Source organism: Bacillus sp. CPT56D-587-MTF (assembly GCF_058792335.1).
The window spans coordinates 2,684,108-2,701,866 of sequence record NZ_JBYTEF010000001.1; the positions used below are offsets into that span (position 1 = coordinate 2,684,108).

Consider the following 17,759-nt stretch of genomic DNA (forward strand, 5'->3'; position numbering starts at 1 on the left):
AACAAACATATAATTTAAAATTATAAAATATTCTTTCAATTCAATCAATAGATTTTAAGCAAATAAAAAAGTATGGAAGAATATCTCTCCCATACTTCACCACACTTTATAACGCTCTTACTTGTTCCAACGGCCAGAAAACAGCTTGTCCTTTTCCGACAATTTCATCTTCTGAAATAAAGCCAAACATGCGACCATCCTTAGAAACTTCACGATTATCCCCTAAAACAAATACTTGGCCTTCTGGCACTTTCGTTTTCCCAGTGATTTGTTCTAACGTAAAGTCTGGAGTTAATACACGGCCTACTGCTTTTTCTTTAAACTGTTTTAAATATGGTTCTTCCATCGCTTTTCCGTTTACATATAAAACATCATTTTTATACTCAACTGTATCGCCTGGCAAACCAATTACTCGTTTTACTAAATCGTATCCTTCTTTCCCGTGGAAGACGATAATATCAAAGCGATCTAATCCACTTATACTATAACCAATCTTATTCACGAGAACTCTTTCGTTATTTTTTAAAGTGGGCATCATTGATTCACCTTGTACTAAAGAAGGTGTAAATAAAACACCGCGAATAATAGCAATTAATACAAGGGTAAAACCTATCGTTTTAGCCCAAGAGAATAATTCTTTCTTCGTATTTTCCTTCATCGTTTCTCCTCTTTCTTAAGCACTTATTTTATTATTTCAACTAATTCTTGTACTAAATTAGGATCTATTTCAGAAAAACATGATTTTCCTTCTCTTACCGCTGTACCGACATGCGCCTGCGTGATTCCAGTTTCATCTAGCAATCGCTTTATATTTTCTTTCGTCACGCCAGCTCCAGCTACAAGCTGAATTTGACCCTCACTTACCTTTTGCATTTCTGTAAGCACCGGAATATTCTCTACTATATTTCCTTGTCCACCTGAAGTTAAAACGTGAGTCACTTTATGAAACTTCTTTAAAGTGCTCATCGCTTCTACTGGATTTTTTATATCATCTATCGCACGGTGGTACGTTACATTTATTCCATCTACAACAGATAGTAAATCCGCTAATTTCTCTTCATCCACTTCATTTCGTTCGTTTAATACGCCTAATACTACCCCAGCTGCTCCTAACTTCTGTGCAACTATAATATCTTCTTTCATCATTTCAATTTCTTCTTCCGTATATGTAAAAGACTTCGCATGCGGACGAATCATAACATGAATTGGTATACTTACCACTTCTACCGCTTTTTTTATAAAAGCATAACTCGGTGTTAAACCACCTTCTGTATAAGATGAAATTAATTCAATCCGCTTCCCGCCAGCACTTTCAATTCGTTTTACATCTTCTAAACATGTTGCAATAACCTCTAGCATGAGATGACCTCTTTTCGTGCTTTTTTCTTATTATAACATTAGTAAAAATAAGAAGCCTAGCTTTCTCCTTTAAAACTTAAAAAAGAAGAATGAAAAGAAAGATTTTTTATTGGCAACGATTATTGGTAACATCCTATTATTCATGTACACTCCTACCATAATGAAAAAAGCCCTTCATTTTGACGGATTTTTCTAATTTCAAGCTTTTCTTTCCTCAGTTTTCATATCAATGCCTAATTGATCTTCCAATAACTTTACACCTTTCTTTGTAAGATGGACAGCTCGGTTCTTATCCGTTTTCGTAATCCATCCCTGTTCAAAAAGCAGTTTTGCAATTGCAGACCCTAACCAACCAGAAATATGGTAACACCGTTCACTCCAATCAAGGCAAGGTTTTGCAAATACCCTCCTTTTTGTATCTGCCTCATCAACATTTATTCCAAAATTCAGAAACCATTTCTTGCCTTGTTCCGTTACAATGTATTCTCCATCCTCTAAAATTATAAATTGCCTATCTAGTAATTTTTCAGTTATCTCTACACCGAGTTTGCCTGCAAGATGATCATAACAAGTTCGAGCATAACGAATTTGTTTTAGTTGGCTTGATTGTTTTAAAGAGCGAACTTGAACTGTTGGTGCAATTGTCCCTAACTTTTCAAGCACTTCTGCAACTTCTTGATTAGCAAGTCGATAGTAACGATGTCTACCATGTTGTTCAACTGTAAGTAAATTCCCTTCTACTAATTTAGAAAGATGCGAACTAATTGTTGGATGTGACACTTTTGCCATATAAGCCAATTCACTAGCAGGTAGTGCCTGATTATTCATTAGACAATCTAAGATGATTGCTCTTGTAGGTTCAGCAATTAGTTTAGCTATATATGAGATATTCGGATATACATTCATATTTCGATGATACCCTAACTATTAAATTGATACAATTATTTTAAGTTTAATAGTAAAGGAGAATGTATTATGAATGCAATTGATCTTAGTATATTAAATTTAAAAGAAACGAGAAGGCGCTCAGAAAAATTATGGAATTCTCTTCCCGATAATTTTCTTAATTGGAAGCCTGATTCTGAGGCTATGTCCTTTGGTGAAATGATTCGTCACGTATGGAGCTCAACTTTTTACTATCATATGATTATAAAAAACAACGGTTCAATAAACGACATACGTACCCCGTATGATGACGAGCCAATTACTTGTATAAAAAAAGAAATTGAATTGGCACAATCACACTTTACTGACTTCATAGAATATGTTCAATCAATAAGCATAGCCGAGCTAGATTCAAGACTTATTGATAGAAGTGATGTTGGCTATCAACGATATTTAGGTGATATGCTATTACGAATTGCCTATCATGATGCGGTCCATGCGGGTCAATTTTTACAATATTTGCGAATGGTTAACTTGGAAAGACCTTTAATTTGGGATTAAATACGAAAAATGTTTATACAGCCTCCAAACTGGCATTACAATAAGAATTTTTCAACAAGAAACAATCACAACACCATGATAATCATTTATATTAAAAACCTACATCTCCATTAAGTACTTCATACACATAAAAAGCACGGGTTTGATTACTAATCAAACCCGTGCTTTCAAAACAACTATAATATCCATAAACAATAAAATGTAAACTTCAAAAATCACGACCGAAACGCCGCATCCGCCAGCATAGACAATGTTGCATCATCCATCGGTGGATTGTGTAATCCTGCTCTGACGTTTAAATAGTAACGATGGAGCGGATTTTTTTCTGATAAACTTTTTGCTCCTACGATGCGCATCGATTTATCCACTATAGATATCGCCGCATTTGTTACAGCATATTTCACAGCTGCTAATTCTGCTTGCAGTGATAGTTTATCTTCTGCCTCATCGTACTTTTTCGCAATTTGATATAAAAAGACACGAGCTTGCATAAGCTCAAGTTCTAACTCTCCAACTAATTTTCTAACATTCGGCAATAAACTAATAGAATGATTTAAACTATTTGGCTTGTATGATTCCGCAAATTGAACTGCATAATTTCTTGCTGATTGTGCAATTCCTAAATAACATGCTGGTATATGTAGCAACCAGCCAATACCCTTTTGTTTCACTTTCCCGCCTTTTACATCCGTAAAAAAGCGGTTGTCTATCTCTACATTTTGTAAGACAAGGTCGTGGCTAGCAGTCCCTCGCATTGCAGCGCTATCCCACGTTTCTTCAATAGATACACCGAGTGTATTTCTTGGAATAACAAACTCACCAACTTCTTCACGGCCTTCCATACTTGCTGAAATAATAAAATAATCAAGTACTGGCGCCATCGTTGTAAAAGTTTTTCTTCCATTTATAACCCACTTCTCGCCTTGTTGAGCCGCTATTGTTTCTGGTTTGCCGCCACGCGTCGGACTCCCTGTTTTCGGTTCTGTTGCTGCCCTGTTAAAGAGCGCACCATTACGTACTTCTTCGCAAAACCATTTGAACATCTCATCATTCCAAGAGCGATTTTCCGCTAGCTCCTTCACAATGCCAAGATGCCAGCCAATCGATAATGCAGTAGCTCCACAGCCTTCCGCGATTTTCTCTTGAAATAAAACGAAGTCATATAAAGAAATGGCACTACCACCAAATTCCTTCGGTAACGTTAATTTCGTATATCCGATATCTTTCAAATCATTTATATTTTCATACGGAAATGATCCTAATTCACTTAGCTGATGCTCCCTTTCCATGAACTTCGGAATCAATTTATTTATTTTCTCAATAATTAAAGACTGTTCTTCTGTTTCAACAAATGAGAGTGCCATACTATAATCTCCTTTATGCTCGATTCATAAACCGTTCATTTTGTCATTATGATTATATGAAGCTACCTCTCTATTGTTTCACTATTCCGATAAAAATACAATGTTTTTGACTAATAAGAAAAGTTCCTATTTAAGGATAGATCCTTTTCTTATATTAGTCCCCCTTCAATGCTTTTAATGGCAAAGAGGTTACATATCCAATATACGAGAATAATTCTTTAAAGAAGAATGGTATTTCTGTATCTAACGTTTTATATGCTGATGTCGGCGTTGGTGAAGCATACGCTTCAATATTAATATGTTTTGCGATTCTCATTGCGCGTTTCATATGAAGTGGATCACTTACAATCGTGTATGTTTGTATGCCGTTCTCTATTCCAACTTGCTTCGCATTTTTTAAATTTTCTTCAGTGAAAAGGGATTTAGTTTCAATTAAAATATCTTCCTCTTTTACACCTTGTTTCATTGCATATACTCTTGCAGTACGTGCTTCCTCGAGTTCTGCCTCGAACTTTGTACCACCTGTAAAAATAATCTTTTTAATATTTCCGTTCTTATATAAAGAAATCGCATGATTAATTCTTTCTTTAAATACAGGAGATGGTTTTCCGTTCCATGAAGCTGCTCCTAGTACGATACCAGCATCCGTTTTCACGTCATCATTTGCTTTAAAACGATAACTCCAAATATCGTAAGCTGCATAACTTACATATAAAATAGCAGAACAAATCATTAGTAAAAATACTTGAAAGATTCGTCTTTTCTTACTCTTCTTATTTTCTTTCATTTGTAATTGCCTCCGTACATCATCCATACTTCTATAAAAAACATTTATATCAAATCGTTTTGTTTGAGTTTATTTAAAAGAAGGAACTTTACTTGTTATTTATGTATAAAAGGGTTCTCATTTAAAATTGAGGATTATCAATTCATTTTCATTTGCGGTTTTCATTACATTTTTTAAATTCATAAGTTTATTACCATACAACTACATTGTAACGAATTTTTTCTCAGAAGGGAACGATGAAACAAAAGGAATTAAAATAAAGTAGCATTTTGTAAGAAAAAAGGTATGTTTTTCATATCTCACGAACAATATACCTTTCAAAACACGAATTATAACTTTTCTTTATACAACTCTAATTTTTCTTTTACGCTTGGCCATTCACTCAAGATAATACTGTACACCACCGCATCTCTCACATAACCATTCGGTAATTTTCTTTCATTTCGAAGCACACCCTCTTTTACTGCGCCTAACCTTTCAATTGCTCGTTGTGCTTTTTCATTTCTTGCATCCGTCTTAATTTGCACTCTCAGCATATGCAATTTTTCAAAAGCATACTGAAGAAGCATATACTTACACTCTGTATTTATACTCGTACGTTGCACACTCGGATGATACCACGTTTGCCCTAACTCAACTGTCTTATCTTCTACTGAAATATTATATAAACGTGTACTTCCTACAATCTTATTCGACTGTTGATCTACGACTATGAAAGGTATTTGAGTACCTCTTCCGTAACCCTTTATAGCTTTTTGAACGTATTGTTGCATATCTTGCACACTATCCATTTTAGAGATTAAATACGCCCAAATATCCCGATTTCCTTCTACAATCAAAAACAAAGTTTCGACATCAGTATTATCCATTAACCGCAACTTTGCTCTTTCGTGAATAATTTCCATTTTTAAGCCCCCTTTGTTGTTACTATATCATAAGAATCAAAAACGCATTATAAGAATAAAAAAATATAAAGAAAAGAATTCTTTTCAAATATATTCTTCTCGTATAAGGTAGGAAGACTCATCAGTAATCATTATATAGAATTTTTTGATAATTTCCAATAAATTCTATATAATGATAAACGGGAGGGGATAAAAAATGCTAGATCAAATTACTTGGGGAACGCCAGGCAGCTTATTATGCTTAGGATTCTTTTTTGCAGGACTAGGAATCTTCTTAAGAAGCGTTACGTCATATACGAAAAATAAATAAGAATATCCCGCTTTTAAACAAAAGAAGCCCTCTTTTTACAGACGGCTTCTTTTGTTTAACTTTATCTTATTAAAACTTCAAAGCAACAAATAAGCAATCGGCGTAATAATAAGCAACGTTAAAATCGTTCTCTGCACATATAAAATAATGAGTTCAGATACTTTTAACGGAATATCTGTTGATAATATACAAGGAATGGAAGCGGAGAAAAACAAAATAGATGATACGGAAACAACTGCAATAACAAACTTTGTCACGAGTGGTGCACTTACTACTAATAATGACGGTAAAAACATTTCTGCAATGCCAACTGATGCGGCTTTAGCAGCTAAGTCTGCTTCTGGTAATTGTAATAGCCATGTAAACGGATAGAAAATATAACTAATCCAATCAAATGTTGGCGTGAACTTCGCTAAGACGATACCAATTAATCCTACTGACATAATGGATGGTAAAATTCCCATTGTCATAATAAATCCGTCTTTTAAATTCATTGCAATATTTTTCATAATGCTCGGTGCAGACTTTGATACTTCTAACGCATCTTCCCAAGCACGTTCTAACATTTTCTCTTTATAAACAGGCTCTGGGAACCCTTCTTCTGTTACATATGTATCTGGTTTTCTACTAAGGGGCGGGATTCTTACGGTGATAGCAGTCACGATGAATGTTACAACAAGTGTAGTCCAAAAATAAACATTCCATAAATGCATAATATCTAATGTTTTTGCGATGATGATCATAAATGTAGCGGATACTGTACAAAATCCTGTAGCGATAATCGCCGCTTCTTTTGTCGTATACTTTCCTTCTTTATACACGCGATTCGTAATAAGGAGAGCAAGCGAATAACTTCCAACGAAGGACGCAACTGCATCAATCGCCGATCTCCCCGGCGTATTCCATAATGGCCTCATAATTGGACGACAAAATGTACCGATAAATTCAAGTAATCCATATCCGACTAATAACGCTAAAAACGCCGAGCCAATTGGAACGAGCAAACTTACTGATATGACTAGCTTCTCATATAAAAACGGTCCAACATCTGGCGCAAAGAACCAAGCTGGTCCTACTTTTAAACAATATAATATGCCAAAAACAACGCCAACTACTTTTAAAATAGAAAAACAAATGTCTACGATAGATGCATTCCATTTCTTCGTATAAAATGGATAAATCGCACCAATCGCCATAACAAATAATGCATAATAAGGTACTACGCCAGGAACCGAAGCCCTAATCCACGATACGATATGATCAATCATAATAGACGATGCACCATTTATCGTAACAGGAACGAAAAACATAAACACCCCAACGAGACTAGCAAGTATAAACCGAAGAATAATCCCCTTCTCTCGCCCTGTCTTAATTACATTACTCTTTAATTCAATTTCACTCAAAATTCGACACCTCCTATTATCTAAATATTCTGTATAATAATGTTATATTCCTTCTTTCCATTTCTACTATTTAATCATATGAAAAAGCCTATTTTAAAATAGGCTTTTCTATTACCTCTCATAATCATCCACAAGCACTTGAATGATACGATAAGATTCTTCTGCTACTTTTTCATTACTATCCCTATTCGTATCATATGTAATTAACGCCTTCCAAAGTGCCCATCCTCTCGCTCTATTCCACGTTTCTTCATCCATGCGTAATACTTCTTTAAATACATTTCTACTATTTTCATCAAAAAACGTCCAAGCCATCGCTGCATCACAAGCAGGATCTCCTACACCTAAAATACCAAAATCAATTACAGCACAAAGTTTTCCATCTTTAACGAGTAAATTCCCCGGTGCTACATCTCCATGAATCCAAACTGGCTTACGGTCCCATATTGAACTAAGTGCTACATTCCAAAGGTGCTTTAATAATGCCTCGTCAAAAACATCCTTATTATTTTCAATAGCAACTCTCGCCTCTTCATCATATACAGATATAAGTCCGCCTCGGTAAAAATTATGTGTTCCAGCTAAAGGTCCGTTACTCGCATTAATAGATTGCAATTCTACTAAAAAAGATCCTAAGTCCGCCGCAAATTCATTTAAATCCCGAACGTTTTGTTTCGTAACTGTTTCTCCCTCTATCCACTTATTAATAGACCAAGGCAATGGATACGCTTCAGACGGATTTCCTTTCGCAAGTGGGGTAGAAATCGGTAAAGAAAGCCCCTTATTTAATATAGGAAGCCAACTATTTTCTTTCTCTACTTGCGGTGCATATGCCACATCACTTGGCAATCTTACACTCATCTCATCCCCTAAGTGAAACGTCCTATTATCATGCCCACTAAACTTTACAGGTTTCACTTCTAAATGGGCCCATTCAGGAAACTGTTCCTGTATTAACTTTTCAACTAAACTTACGTTAATTGGATGCATTCACATTCTCCTTTTCTTTTGAAACTTACTAAGCCCATCCGTACTTCCAACATATTCAAAACTATTTTTCTTATAAAAATCATTCAACGTACGATTATGCCCCACGCAATCTAACTTCAAATACTCTTTATCACATTGCACATTCTCTTCTACCCACCGTAAAATCCATTCTCCTATTCCATTTCCCTTATACTTCCGTTTCACCGCAAATCTATGAATATATAATGAATTAGAAACTTCCTCTTTACCAAAAATATGTTCATCCCATTCATTTTGTTTAGGAGAAACTGTAACCGTACCAACTATTTCAGCTTCTTTCAGAACAACATATGTATATTTCTCTCTTATACATTCTAGTATTTCAGCCGTAGCTTCCTCTCCTAAAAGATACTGCCACTGATCCACTTCTTTATATTGTAGCCATTGTGCTACCTCTTTTAATAAAAGGATAATACTATCACTTTCATTTTCAGTAGCAATTCGAATTGCATATTCTTTACTTATATTTCTCTCCATATTGCCTTTCCCCTTTCAAATTGCTACCATACTGACAAACGAGTCCTTCCATCATTTTCATCTGTAATATATTCTACATAAAATCCTTGATTCACTGCGTTTTCATACATTAATTCAATCGATTTTTGATCTTTCGCATAAATTTGTATGTATTGAGCATCCACCGCTAATACAACTACCTCACACTTGCTTTCCTTAAACTCTTCGTATGTTTCAATATCTATCGCTATTTCTCCTTTAGGATATGCTTTTAAATCTGCAAAAATAAGATAATATATGTTGTCTTTAACTAACTTTTTCAACGCTAACCCTTCCACTACACTTGGTTCTTCTGGAAATAATGCCTCATCCAATTCACCACGTGCTATTAAGTAGGACTCCTCATCCCTCACTCGCCAATCAAATACAGTAATATCAATTGGCTTTAATACTTTCCAAAGTAAATTATCATATCCATCTAGAATATCTACTGTAATCCCTCTTTTCATATGTCTGCTCCTAGCTTATTTATTTTTGTTCTATACATTATATATGAAATGTAATTACTATATTGTGTCGATACATAAGTACATCATAAAAAAACCGCTCCACTACTAGCGAAACGGTTTCCTTCTACTTACATTTACATATCTTATTCAATCGTTGCACTGCGTTTTAAAATAACTTCTAATATATTCACCACATCAGTCATTCTTAATGCTCACTTCGACTTTACAAAGTAATATAAAAACCATACTGCATGATTTTGTTCATCCGCAGCTATTCTCCGTAACAACTCTTTCAAATGTACATCCGATGTCTCATCTGAAATTTCCAAATAAAAATCTACTGTTTTTTGTTCATCTTGTATAGCGAACTCTAATCCTTGTAAATACGTATTTGGGCAGTCTTCAGTAATTTGTGGTTTTGGCTGCCTACCAGTTAAGTTCATATAAATTTGTACAAAGTTGTGGAAATGCTTTATTTCATCATTACGAATTTCAAGAATTTGTTTTTGTTCTACTTGATTTGGAGCCATATTCGCTAATTTTGCATAGCAGCTTATAGCGCTATACTCTCCATTTATAGCTTTTTCAATATCACTAATTAACTTATCATTCTGCCTATACCAATCATAATAATTCGAATTATACATCATATCCCCCCATACTTTCGCTTAACATTTTATGCATTTAGAAATAGTAGGAGCCTGTGTATATAACGGGACGGCTTTAGATTGAAAGAAAAGTTTGAGAAAAGGGTCTATTTTGTAAAGGAATTGCTTATTCATAAAGTGAAACTATAATCAGTGGGGATTTTACTACACGGCAAATAGCGGATAAAATATCACTATTTTTTTGTACGCTGTTGCTATAAATTCGCGAATGAATCAGGTTTCCAACCAGATGTGGTGTTGAGATGCGAAGCTATTATGAATCCAGTCATATAACTAGGAGGTACCACTATGCCATCTTTATTTAAAACTATGGCCTTCCAGCTGAAAACCGAAAGACTTGAGCTTAGTATGTGGGAGGAATCCGATTCCGTTTGGCTGAGCAAATTAATTGGCGAACGTGGCGTGGACATTCCAGCCGTTGATTCCGTTCGTAACCGGCTTATTGAGATGCGCAAGAAGGCAGACGAAAATGGTATTTCCCTTCTCACTATTCGAAGGAGAGACGAAGGCGATTTCATTGGGTACTGTGGCTTAATTATCGGTCGTTCCACACTTGAAGAGCCGGAGATTGCATACGAGTTGTTCCGCAGCGCTCATGGTAAAGGTTATGCGACTGAGGCCGCATCTGTTGTACTGGACGCGGCGATTGCTACTGGGCGCCAAAGACTTTGGTCGACTGTAGGTGCTTGGAATATCGCTTCCCTCCGGGTACTAGAAAAGATAGGATTTAAGCGACATCACAGTACGTGGGATGATGAACGTGGTGAGATTGTTTGGAACGTACGCGATCTTTAAAGATTTCGCCTTAATTCTAAACACTACACTTTTCAACAATCAGGCATTTACATTGAGAAAAAATCACAAACAAGCCGTTTCACTAATTAGTGAAACGGCTTGTTTTTAAGCGTTCAATTCTGTTTTATGCCCTTTTACTACACTACGTTTGAGTGCAGTTGCTAATATAGTAACCATACTTACTATACCAATCCAAACGAGTACAGTAACAGGTGTATTCCAGCTTAACCCTTTTCCGAAGAAGAAGATTTCTCTTAGGCCTTCAATCATAAATTTCATTGGTAACCATGAGTAAACCCAGTCTTGATAAAACGGAGACAACATCTCAGGTGCTAATGATAATAACGGTGCCCCGAAGAATAGTAATAAAGCGAATAAACCGATTCCTTTTAACCCAACTAATGATAGTACTGCAGATATCATTAAGAAGAAACTAAAAGAAGTAATGGATAAGAATAGAGCTGTATCCGTGAAGTTCGAAATATTTAACCCTACCATCCCATCTGCAATCCATGTAAGACCAAACCCAATTACAAGTGTCGCAATAGCTCCTGTTACGATTTGTTTTACTTTTAACAGAAAGTTTTCTTTTCTTGAGCTTACTGGCATTTTACTAATCGCAATAAAAATAATCGCTGCACTAGCTAAACTTGCAATCCATAACGGCTGGAATAATGATATTGGTGAGTTACCGTTCGCACTATTTTTGCCGACCTCATTCACATTTTTCACGTTCTTTACAATAGGTGTTACTAATTTCTCAGCTTGATTTGTTGTTACAGTAGCTCCTTTTGCTTTCAACCCTTCTAATATTTGTGTACGAACAGTATTGTTCATATTATCAACAATCGCCTGTAATATTTGCCCTGCCATAGTTGATGCAGCCGTATTCATTCCTTGATTAATATATATTTCTATCTCAGGTGAAGATGGCTGTGGTGTTCGTAACGACGCTTGTTTTGCGCTAAATTCTTTCGGGATGACTAATGCCGCGTAATACTCTTTATTGTTTAATCCCTTTTGAACGGCTTCTTTATTTTTTACTTCTACCCACTTCACTGCGGGTTCTTCCTCTGATTTCGCTGTTTTTTTCATGTTATCAACGATCGTTTGCCCCATATTCATTTTCGGTTGATTTGGAATTTCTACACCTTGATCCTCATTTACAATTGCAATTGGCAAGTTTTTCGGCTGCGGTTGAACAGTTGGAAATAGCGTTAATGAAAAAATAAAAACCACAAGTAGTGCAATAACTGGTGATAAAAATAAAAGTTTATTTTTAAACATTTTCTTTTCTCCTCCCTTAATTTGATCTATAATAACCAACAACGTGTTGTTTATTTATATTTTGAATTATATGTTCGAGTTGAACCTTATACAATAATCAAAAATCGTGAATGTGTTGGTTATAAGACACATTTTCCAAATGTGTTGAGTAAAATTAAGGAGGGATATGCTTTGCGCGATAGTAATTTAGATTTGCGTGTTGTTCGTACGAAAACTGCCATACGAAATGCATTGGTGGAGCTAATTGAAGAAAAAGGTTTTGACGCCATTACAGTGAAAGATATTACAACGAAAGCAAACATTAATCGCGGTACTTTCTATGCGCACTATCAAGATAAATTTGATTTAATGACAAAATGCCAAGAAGACATTATGTACGAGTTTTCTAGCATTGCTAAACAGAAATTCCCGGAAGTTATTGCTGACCTTGGATCAAATCCTACTCCAACAATGCCATTTATACTTATCACTTCTATTCTTGAATTTCTAAATGAAAATAGTGATTTTATGAGAGCTGTACTAAGTCCGAAAGGAGATTTATCTTTCCAAACAAAACTGAAAGACTTTATGTGGAAAACATTATTTGAAGATACGAATGGTCCTCTCATTAATAAGGAGAATTTACTTGTTCCAAGCGAATATTTAACTTCTTATATGGCATCTGCACATATAGGTGTCATCCAACAATGGTTAAATAATGGACAAAAAGAAACACCTGAGGAGATTGCTCGCTTTTTATCAACAATCGCAGTTCATGGACCTTTTTATGCTGCTGGCTTAAAGAAATAAGCCCGCTTGCTTAGTAATTTCTATTATTTTATTAATAACTTGAAATTTATGTTTCTGTAAAAAAAGCTGTTGAAAGGACTCCCCTTCAACAGCTTCTACATTATTAACGATATAAACGAACTGCACCTGCAGAATTATCATCTGCTTGTCCAACTACTTCAAATTTCAATCCAAATTTCGGTAATTTACGTCCTGCATCTGGGATTAAATCATTTATATACAATTTAGAGTCATCAAACTTCGTTACACCTGGTAATCCTTTGTAATCATATGTTCCGCGTGTTGGAGATACCACTTTCCATGCTGGCGTTTGGTTAAGGGAGAACGCAGCATCTGCGATTTGGAATCGTGTACTATTTTTAACAGTTGGTTTGCCGTTTAGTGTTCCAACAATTGCCTCTGGGTGAGAGTCAACAACTCCTAAGAAACCTTCACCTGGATGTAAACCAACCCAATTATCTGTAAAGCTAGAGTCTGCATACCATACTAGCAGACCTGTATTATATGGTACACCACTGCTATATTTTAACGCTTGATCAGCACCAGCATAGTTTCTCCACTCTAAATAGTAGTTATGCTTCTTCTTATCAAAACCGTCTGCTACAACAAAACCATTTAATTTAAATTTCGTTTCGCCTTCTGCATCATCAGAGAACACAACATTTCCATCTACAGTTAATGTAGCATTATCAAAAGTAAAACCGGTCGGCGCTAAACCACCATCTGTAATGTATTCGAATACTAATTTTACTTTTTGACCTTTAAATTTGCTTAAGTCATAAGACTTATCTACCCATTTACCATCTGTTGTGTCTAGACCATTTTTCACATTTTTTTCACCAATTCGATCCACTAACGTTTTCGTACCATCTTCTTTCACTGCATGTACTTCAAGGAAGTCATAATCCGTTTCAATTTCATACATTGATTTATAATCAAACCTCGCATTTGTTGCATTTGTTAAATCAAACACTGGCGTTTCTAATGTTGTATGAAGGTTATCACCTTTTGTACTATAGTAGTACTTCTTACCGAATGCAGGCTGAATACCTTTCACCTCTTTATCTGGTAAGTTAACACGAATCAGACCAGGACGATTTGATTTCGTTACACTTTGATCTAAATACGTCGCATAGCCAATACCACGATTTAATTTATTATAGTCAACCTCTACAATATTTGCCCAGTTTCCACCTATGTTCTTTTGAAAGAACTCTTTGTTTTGCGGAGAGAAACTCGGTGGCATTGTTCCTGCAATTTTACCAGCCCAGCTACCGCCACTCATAACAGACCAGGAGTTAATTGGCTCACCTGCTCCTGTGTACTTCGTATCATACTCATCTGGAAGACCTAAATCATGACCAAATTCATGTGCGAATACACCAACCGCTCCGTCTTCTGGCTCAATTGTGTAGTCGTATGCTGCCATCTTACCGCCCCAGTTATCAACTTTTGCTTTTGTTCCTTCAATTGGATATGGTGTTCCAAGGTGCCAACGATGTGACCAAATTGCATCATCACCTAGTCTACCACCGCCCCCATCTTGCCCAACTCCAGCGTGAATGACCATTAAGTGATCAATCAGACCATCTGGTTCATTTTTATTGCCATCACCATTATTGTCATATTGATCGTATTCGTCAAATTCAGATAAATCAATACCACTTTCTACAGCCGCATTTAATGCCTCTTTTACAAAATCACGAGGTCCTTTTGGTCCCATATTATCATGACCGCCATCTCCTGCATCTGCGCCATAATCTGCCGCATTACCAGGAACTGTCAACCACTTTGTTACTGTGCCATCTACTGTATAACTACCACCAGATTGCTCTTCATAATATTGTTTAAATGTTGGTACTTTTGAACCATCAAAGAGTGTAAATGGCTCATTACCAAATAACATTTTTTGATAATGTTCTGGATTAAAATCATTTGAATACATATAACCTGGTACTTGATCAATATTGTTATGCTTAAAGTCCGCAAACTCTACTAGCAATACGAGAACTTTATCTTTACGAACATCACCGTTATATTGTTTTTGCTTCGCTGAAGTAGTTGGTACTTGGCCGTTTAATCCCCCTTTAACCGGCTCTTGTCCCGCTACTGGACCACTAGCAGGTTGATCTGCTTTTTCTTTCTCATCTGCTTTTGCATCTTTAACTTTTTTCAAAAAGTCAGCCGCTTCTCTCGTAACACTATCCCCCGCTGCTGGTTCTTTTCCCGCATTTTCTCCTTTTTTCTTCTCTACGTATTTTTCAACAGCTTTTAATGTGTCTTCTTTCGACGTAGATTCATTAATTACACCGCGTTTCTTGAGCGCATCTGCTAAACGCTCCTCTTGAATTAAATTTTCATCAATCGGACTTAAAGTTCCTCCATTAGACGGCGTTGCCGCATAAACAGATTGACCCCCATACCCAAATGTGCAACTAAGCACAGCTGCCGCCGCAAGCGTAGACAGCACTTTAAAAGGTTTTTTCTTCATCCCTATTCCTCCCCAATATTAAATACGATACAACGTTTATATATTACGGAAAATTCAGAAAATTATCAATGCATTGTCTGAATTTGTAATATTTTTGAAAAAATCCTTTGTTTTAGATGAACATACATTCTGATTCATCAATATTTCAGAAAATATTGATGAAAGTTGATAAAACTATTAAAATCATAAAGAAATCGTCCACTATATTTAGTGGACGATTTCTTTATTTATCTAAAATACAACTACAACACTTCAATATATCCTTCTGTTCCATGTACCCGAATCCGTTGCCCGTCTTTTATTAGTTTCGTAGCGTTCTCTACTCCAACAACTGCTGGCAGGCCATACTCACGTGCAATCACTGCTCCGTGCGTCATAAGCCCGCCGACTTCAGTGACTAACCCTTTTATAGAAACAAACAAAGGTGTCCACCCAGGATCGGTAAATGCCGTAACTAATATATCTCCATCTTCCAAATTCGCGTCTTCCATGTTTAAAATAACGCGTGCTCTCCCCTCAACCACTCCAGAAGAAACAGGCAAACCTACAATTGCTTCAGCCGGGAGATTTTCGCGTTTGTACTTACCTGTAATGATTTCTCCATCAGACGTGATAACACGCGGAGGTGTTAGTTTTTCATATAATTTGTACGCATTTTTTTGTTTATGAATAATCTTGTAATCTAGTTTATTTGTGCGGACGACTTCGTGAAGTTCTTCAAAAGTTAGATAGTATATATCTTCTATTTCATCCAGAACATTATTTTGCACAAGTTTCTCTGCTTCTTTCAGTAATGCCTGCTTATATATGAAATAACGATGAATCATGCCGTATTTCGGATATTCACGATAACCGATGAAATTGCGGAGGTTACAAATCATTCTCTTCGTCTCTTCTACTTTTTGTTCCCCATCCGGCAAGTGCTGCAATCGCTCTAACAACTCTTTTTCTTTTTTCAAAGCTTCCTGCAGCCCTTCTTCAAACTTCCGCTTACTAGCACCATATTCAAAGTCTCTTATATGATTTAAAATCATCTGTATAATTGTAGCTGGCTGTTCACTCCAGCGCGTTTTCGTAATGTCGATTTCTCCGCTGCATCTCATTCCATATTTATTTAGAAAAGCATCGATTGCATCCCGAACTTTTTCCCCGCCTTTAAACTGAATTAATTCATCTAAAAAGCTGTCATCTTCTACATGCTGTAAATACGCAATGACTTCCGGATACGGCCGAATCACATCTGCCACATCCAATAACGCTAGCCCCATTTCTGACGTAATATTATGTTGTACAGATTGTGAAAGTACATCTGCTGCATTCTTTTCCCCTAGCCATTGTTCTATTTTTTCATTGATCCATGATAAAGCATTCATACCTGCCATAATTACAGCCATACTTTGCGGATCAAATAATATTTTCTTTAATTGCTGGATATCTTCTAAAATAAAACTAAGTACATCTGATCCTGATTTCATTTGAATGTTTTGTTTTAACCCTTCGATCGATGCTTCACTATTCTTTATTAAATCCGTAACGATTGCTGGATCATTTTCGATTTGTGGTTGTGAGCCTGCAGGCGGCATTCTCTTACTATTTTCTTTTTCATCATCCGGTAACAATTTGATAAAATTATCTCGCTCTATTACAGTCATTAATGCATCTTTAATAAGCGGCTCCGACTCACCTATTGTATTTAATAAAAACTCCCTACTTGCAGGTGAAGCCAATCTTTGTGCAACATCAACAAACAACCTTCCCCCAGCTTGAAACCTTGGTCCGAAAGATGTTAACTGAAATAAAGACATTCCTAATGGCTTCAAAGGATCAGTCATCATTTGCTGGTGACCGACCGATACATATACGTGATTTTCCCCATCATTTACTTCTGGAATTGGATATAAAGTCGTAATCGGCCTACTTTGGACTATATAAAATGTATCATCAACTAAGCACCATTCAATATCTTGCGGACAACCAAAATAAGCTTCGATTTGTCTTCCGATGCGTGCTAGTTGTAAAATTTGTTGTTCAGTAAGTGTTTGAACTTTTTGCTGATTAGGAGAAATTTTCTTTCTCTCTGTTCCGCCTTCTTTTCGTCCATAGATGGCTAATTTTTTCGTTGCGATGACCTTTTCGAGGTTCTGGTGCAACAATAGTG

The 17,759-nt window shown here is 36.0% G+C and carries 16 protein-coding genes and 1 pseudogene; 3 read left to right on the forward strand and 14 right to left on the reverse strand.

Annotated features, from left to right (window positions below):
* Positions 1-106 precede the first annotated feature (106 nt).
* From lepB to AC3WVZ_RS13785, 3 genes are all read right to left on the reverse strand, one after another.
* The gene (gene lepB, locus AC3WVZ_RS13775; RefSeq protein ID WP_000662501.1) at positions 107-658 is read right to left on the reverse strand and encodes a signal peptidase I; all 552 of its coding nucleotides are present in this window, start codon (positions 656-658) and stop codon (positions 107-109) included.
* Positions 659-681: 23 nt separating this feature from the next.
* The gene (locus AC3WVZ_RS13780; RefSeq protein ID WP_000895121.1) at positions 682-1,359 is read right to left on the reverse strand and encodes a copper homeostasis protein CutC; all 678 of its coding nucleotides are present in this window, start codon (positions 1,357-1,359) and stop codon (positions 682-684) included.
* Positions 1,360-1,557: 198 nt separating this feature from the next.
* A complete protein-coding gene (locus tag AC3WVZ_RS13785) occupies positions 1,558-2,265 on the reverse strand; it encodes an ArsR/SmtB family transcription factor (protein WP_074047546.1) in 708 nt (235 codons plus the stop codon).
* A 69-nt stretch (positions 2,266-2,334) separates the two neighbouring features.
* Here AC3WVZ_RS13785 and AC3WVZ_RS13790 point away from each other — a divergent pair, with 69 nt between their 5' ends.
* Entirely contained in the window at positions 2,335-2,805 is a 471-nt protein-coding gene (locus AC3WVZ_RS13790; protein WP_233936494.1) for a DinB family protein, read from the forward strand.
* A gap of 215 nt (positions 2,806-3,020) precedes the next feature.
* On the opposite strand, the gene AC3WVZ_RS13795 is transcribed toward AC3WVZ_RS13790, so the two are convergent.
* The 8 genes from AC3WVZ_RS13795 to AC3WVZ_RS13830 all read right to left on the reverse strand — a co-directional run bounded on the left by AC3WVZ_RS13795 (position 3,021) and on the right by AC3WVZ_RS13830 (position 10,218).
* Positions 3,021-4,169, reverse strand: coding sequence for an acyl-CoA dehydrogenase family protein (locus AC3WVZ_RS13795; RefSeq protein WP_233936495.1), 1,149 nt, complete (start codon positions 4,167-4,169; stop codon positions 3,021-3,023).
* A 154-nt stretch (positions 4,170-4,323) separates the two neighbouring features.
* A complete protein-coding gene (locus AC3WVZ_RS13800; protein ID WP_000662215.1) occupies positions 4,324-4,956 on the reverse strand; it encodes a YdcF family protein in 633 nt (210 codons plus the stop codon).
* Between the two features lie 329 nt (positions 4,957-5,285).
* Entirely contained in the window at positions 5,286-5,861 is a 576-nt protein-coding gene (locus tag AC3WVZ_RS13805) for a GNAT family N-acetyltransferase (RefSeq protein WP_233936496.1), read from the reverse strand.
* A 387-nt stretch (positions 5,862-6,248) separates the two neighbouring features.
* The gene (locus AC3WVZ_RS13810) at positions 6,249-7,577 is read right to left on the reverse strand and encodes a YjiH family protein (RefSeq protein ID WP_233936497.1); all 1,329 of its coding nucleotides are present in this window, start codon (positions 7,575-7,577) and stop codon (positions 6,249-6,251) included.
* Positions 7,578-7,688: 111 nt separating this feature from the next.
* Positions 7,689-8,567 carry an aminoglycoside phosphotransferase family protein gene (locus AC3WVZ_RS13815; RefSeq protein WP_063220501.1) on the reverse strand — a complete coding sequence of 293 codons (879 nt, stop codon included), beginning with the start codon at positions 8,565-8,567 and terminating at the stop codon, positions 7,689-7,691.
* Positions 8,568-9,083: a GNAT family N-acetyltransferase gene (locus tag AC3WVZ_RS13820; RefSeq protein WP_000440749.1), complete on the reverse strand. Its 516-nt coding sequence runs from the start codon at positions 9,081-9,083 to the stop codon at positions 8,568-8,570.
* Positions 9,084-9,106: 23 nt separating this feature from the next.
* Entirely contained in the window at positions 9,107-9,571 is a 465-nt protein-coding gene (locus tag AC3WVZ_RS13825; RefSeq protein WP_000820201.1) for a DUF2691 family protein, read from the reverse strand.
* Between the two features lie 212 nt (positions 9,572-9,783).
* Positions 9,784-10,218 carry a ferritin-like domain-containing protein gene (locus AC3WVZ_RS13830; RefSeq protein ID WP_000282829.1) on the reverse strand — a complete coding sequence of 145 codons (435 nt, stop codon included), beginning with the start codon at positions 10,216-10,218 and terminating at the stop codon, positions 9,784-9,786.
* 309 nt (positions 10,219-10,527) lie between these two features.
* Between AC3WVZ_RS13830 and AC3WVZ_RS13835 the strand changes: the two genes are divergently transcribed.
* Positions 10,528-11,034: a GNAT family N-acetyltransferase gene (locus AC3WVZ_RS13835; protein WP_001139523.1), complete on the forward strand. Its 507-nt coding sequence runs from the start codon at positions 10,528-10,530 to the stop codon at positions 11,032-11,034.
* Positions 11,035-11,139: 105 nt separating this feature from the next.
* On the opposite strand, the gene AC3WVZ_RS13840 is transcribed toward AC3WVZ_RS13835, so the two are convergent.
* Positions 11,140-12,321, reverse strand: coding sequence for a YhgE/Pip domain-containing protein (locus AC3WVZ_RS13840; RefSeq protein ID WP_000475844.1), 1,182 nt, complete (start codon positions 12,319-12,321; stop codon positions 11,140-11,142).
* Positions 12,322-12,492: 171 nt separating this feature from the next.
* On the opposite strand from AC3WVZ_RS13840, the gene AC3WVZ_RS13845 reads away from it, so the two are divergent.
* Positions 12,493-13,110 carry a TetR/AcrR family transcriptional regulator gene (locus AC3WVZ_RS13845; protein ID WP_001205694.1) on the forward strand — a complete coding sequence of 206 codons (618 nt, stop codon included), beginning with the start codon at positions 12,493-12,495 and terminating at the stop codon, positions 13,108-13,110.
* Between the two features lie 103 nt (positions 13,111-13,213).
* On the opposite strand, the gene AC3WVZ_RS13850 is transcribed toward AC3WVZ_RS13845, so the two are convergent.
* Both AC3WVZ_RS13850 and ppsA read right to left on the reverse strand, forming a co-directional pair.
* Entirely contained in the window at positions 13,214-15,601 is a 2,388-nt protein-coding gene (locus AC3WVZ_RS13850; protein WP_233936498.1) for an immune inhibitor A domain-containing protein, read from the reverse strand.
* A 242-nt stretch (positions 15,602-15,843) separates the two neighbouring features.
* Positions 15,844-17,733, reverse strand: a pseudogene (ppsA, locus tag AC3WVZ_RS13855) (phosphoenolpyruvate synthase); the annotation flags it as partial.
* Positions 17,734-17,759: the final 26 nt, after the last annotated feature.

Coding starts and splice junctions, on each gene's coding strand:
- lepB (WP_000662501.1), bottom strand. CDS start 658: ATGAAGGAAAATACGAAGAAAGAATTATTCTCTTGGGCTAAAACGATA.
- AC3WVZ_RS13780 (WP_000895121.1), bottom strand. CDS start 1,359: ATGCTAGAGGTTATTGCAACATGTTTAGAAGATGTAAAACGAATTGAA.
- AC3WVZ_RS13785 (WP_074047546.1), bottom strand. CDS start 2,265: ATGAATGTATATCCGAATATCTCATATATAGCTAAACTAATTGCTGAA.
- AC3WVZ_RS13790 (WP_233936494.1), top strand. CDS start 2,335: ATGAATGCAATTGATCTTAGTATATTAAATTTAAAAGAAACGAGAAGG.
- AC3WVZ_RS13795 (WP_233936495.1), bottom strand. CDS start 4,169: ATGGCACTCTCATTTGTTGAAACAGAAGAACAGTCTTTAATTATTGAG.
- AC3WVZ_RS13800 (WP_000662215.1), bottom strand. CDS start 4,956: ATGAAAGAAAATAAGAAGAGTAAGAAAAGACGAATCTTTCAAGTATTT.
- AC3WVZ_RS13805 (WP_233936496.1), bottom strand. CDS start 5,861: ATGGAAATTATTCACGAAAGAGCAAAGTTGCGGTTAATGGATAATACT.
- AC3WVZ_RS13815 (WP_063220501.1), bottom strand. CDS start 8,567: ATGCATCCAATTAACGTAAGTTTAGTTGAAAAGTTAATACAGGAACAG.
- AC3WVZ_RS13820 (WP_000440749.1), bottom strand. CDS start 9,083: ATGGAGAGAAATATAAGTAAAGAATATGCAATTCGAATTGCTACTGAA.
- AC3WVZ_RS13825 (WP_000820201.1), bottom strand. CDS start 9,571: ATGAAAAGAGGGATTACAGTAGATATTCTAGATGGATATGATAATTTA.
- AC3WVZ_RS13830 (WP_000282829.1), bottom strand. CDS start 10,218: ATGTATAATTCGAATTATTATGATTGGTATAGGCAGAATGATAAGTTA.
- AC3WVZ_RS13835 (WP_001139523.1), top strand. CDS start 10,528: ATGCCATCTTTATTTAAAACTATGGCCTTCCAGCTGAAAACCGAAAGA.
- AC3WVZ_RS13840 (WP_000475844.1), bottom strand. CDS start 12,321: ATGTTTAAAAATAAACTTTTATTTTTATCACCAGTTATTGCACTACTT.
- AC3WVZ_RS13850 (WP_233936498.1), bottom strand. CDS start 15,601: ATGAAGAAAAAACCTTTTAAAGTGCTGTCTACGCTTGCGGCGGCAGCT.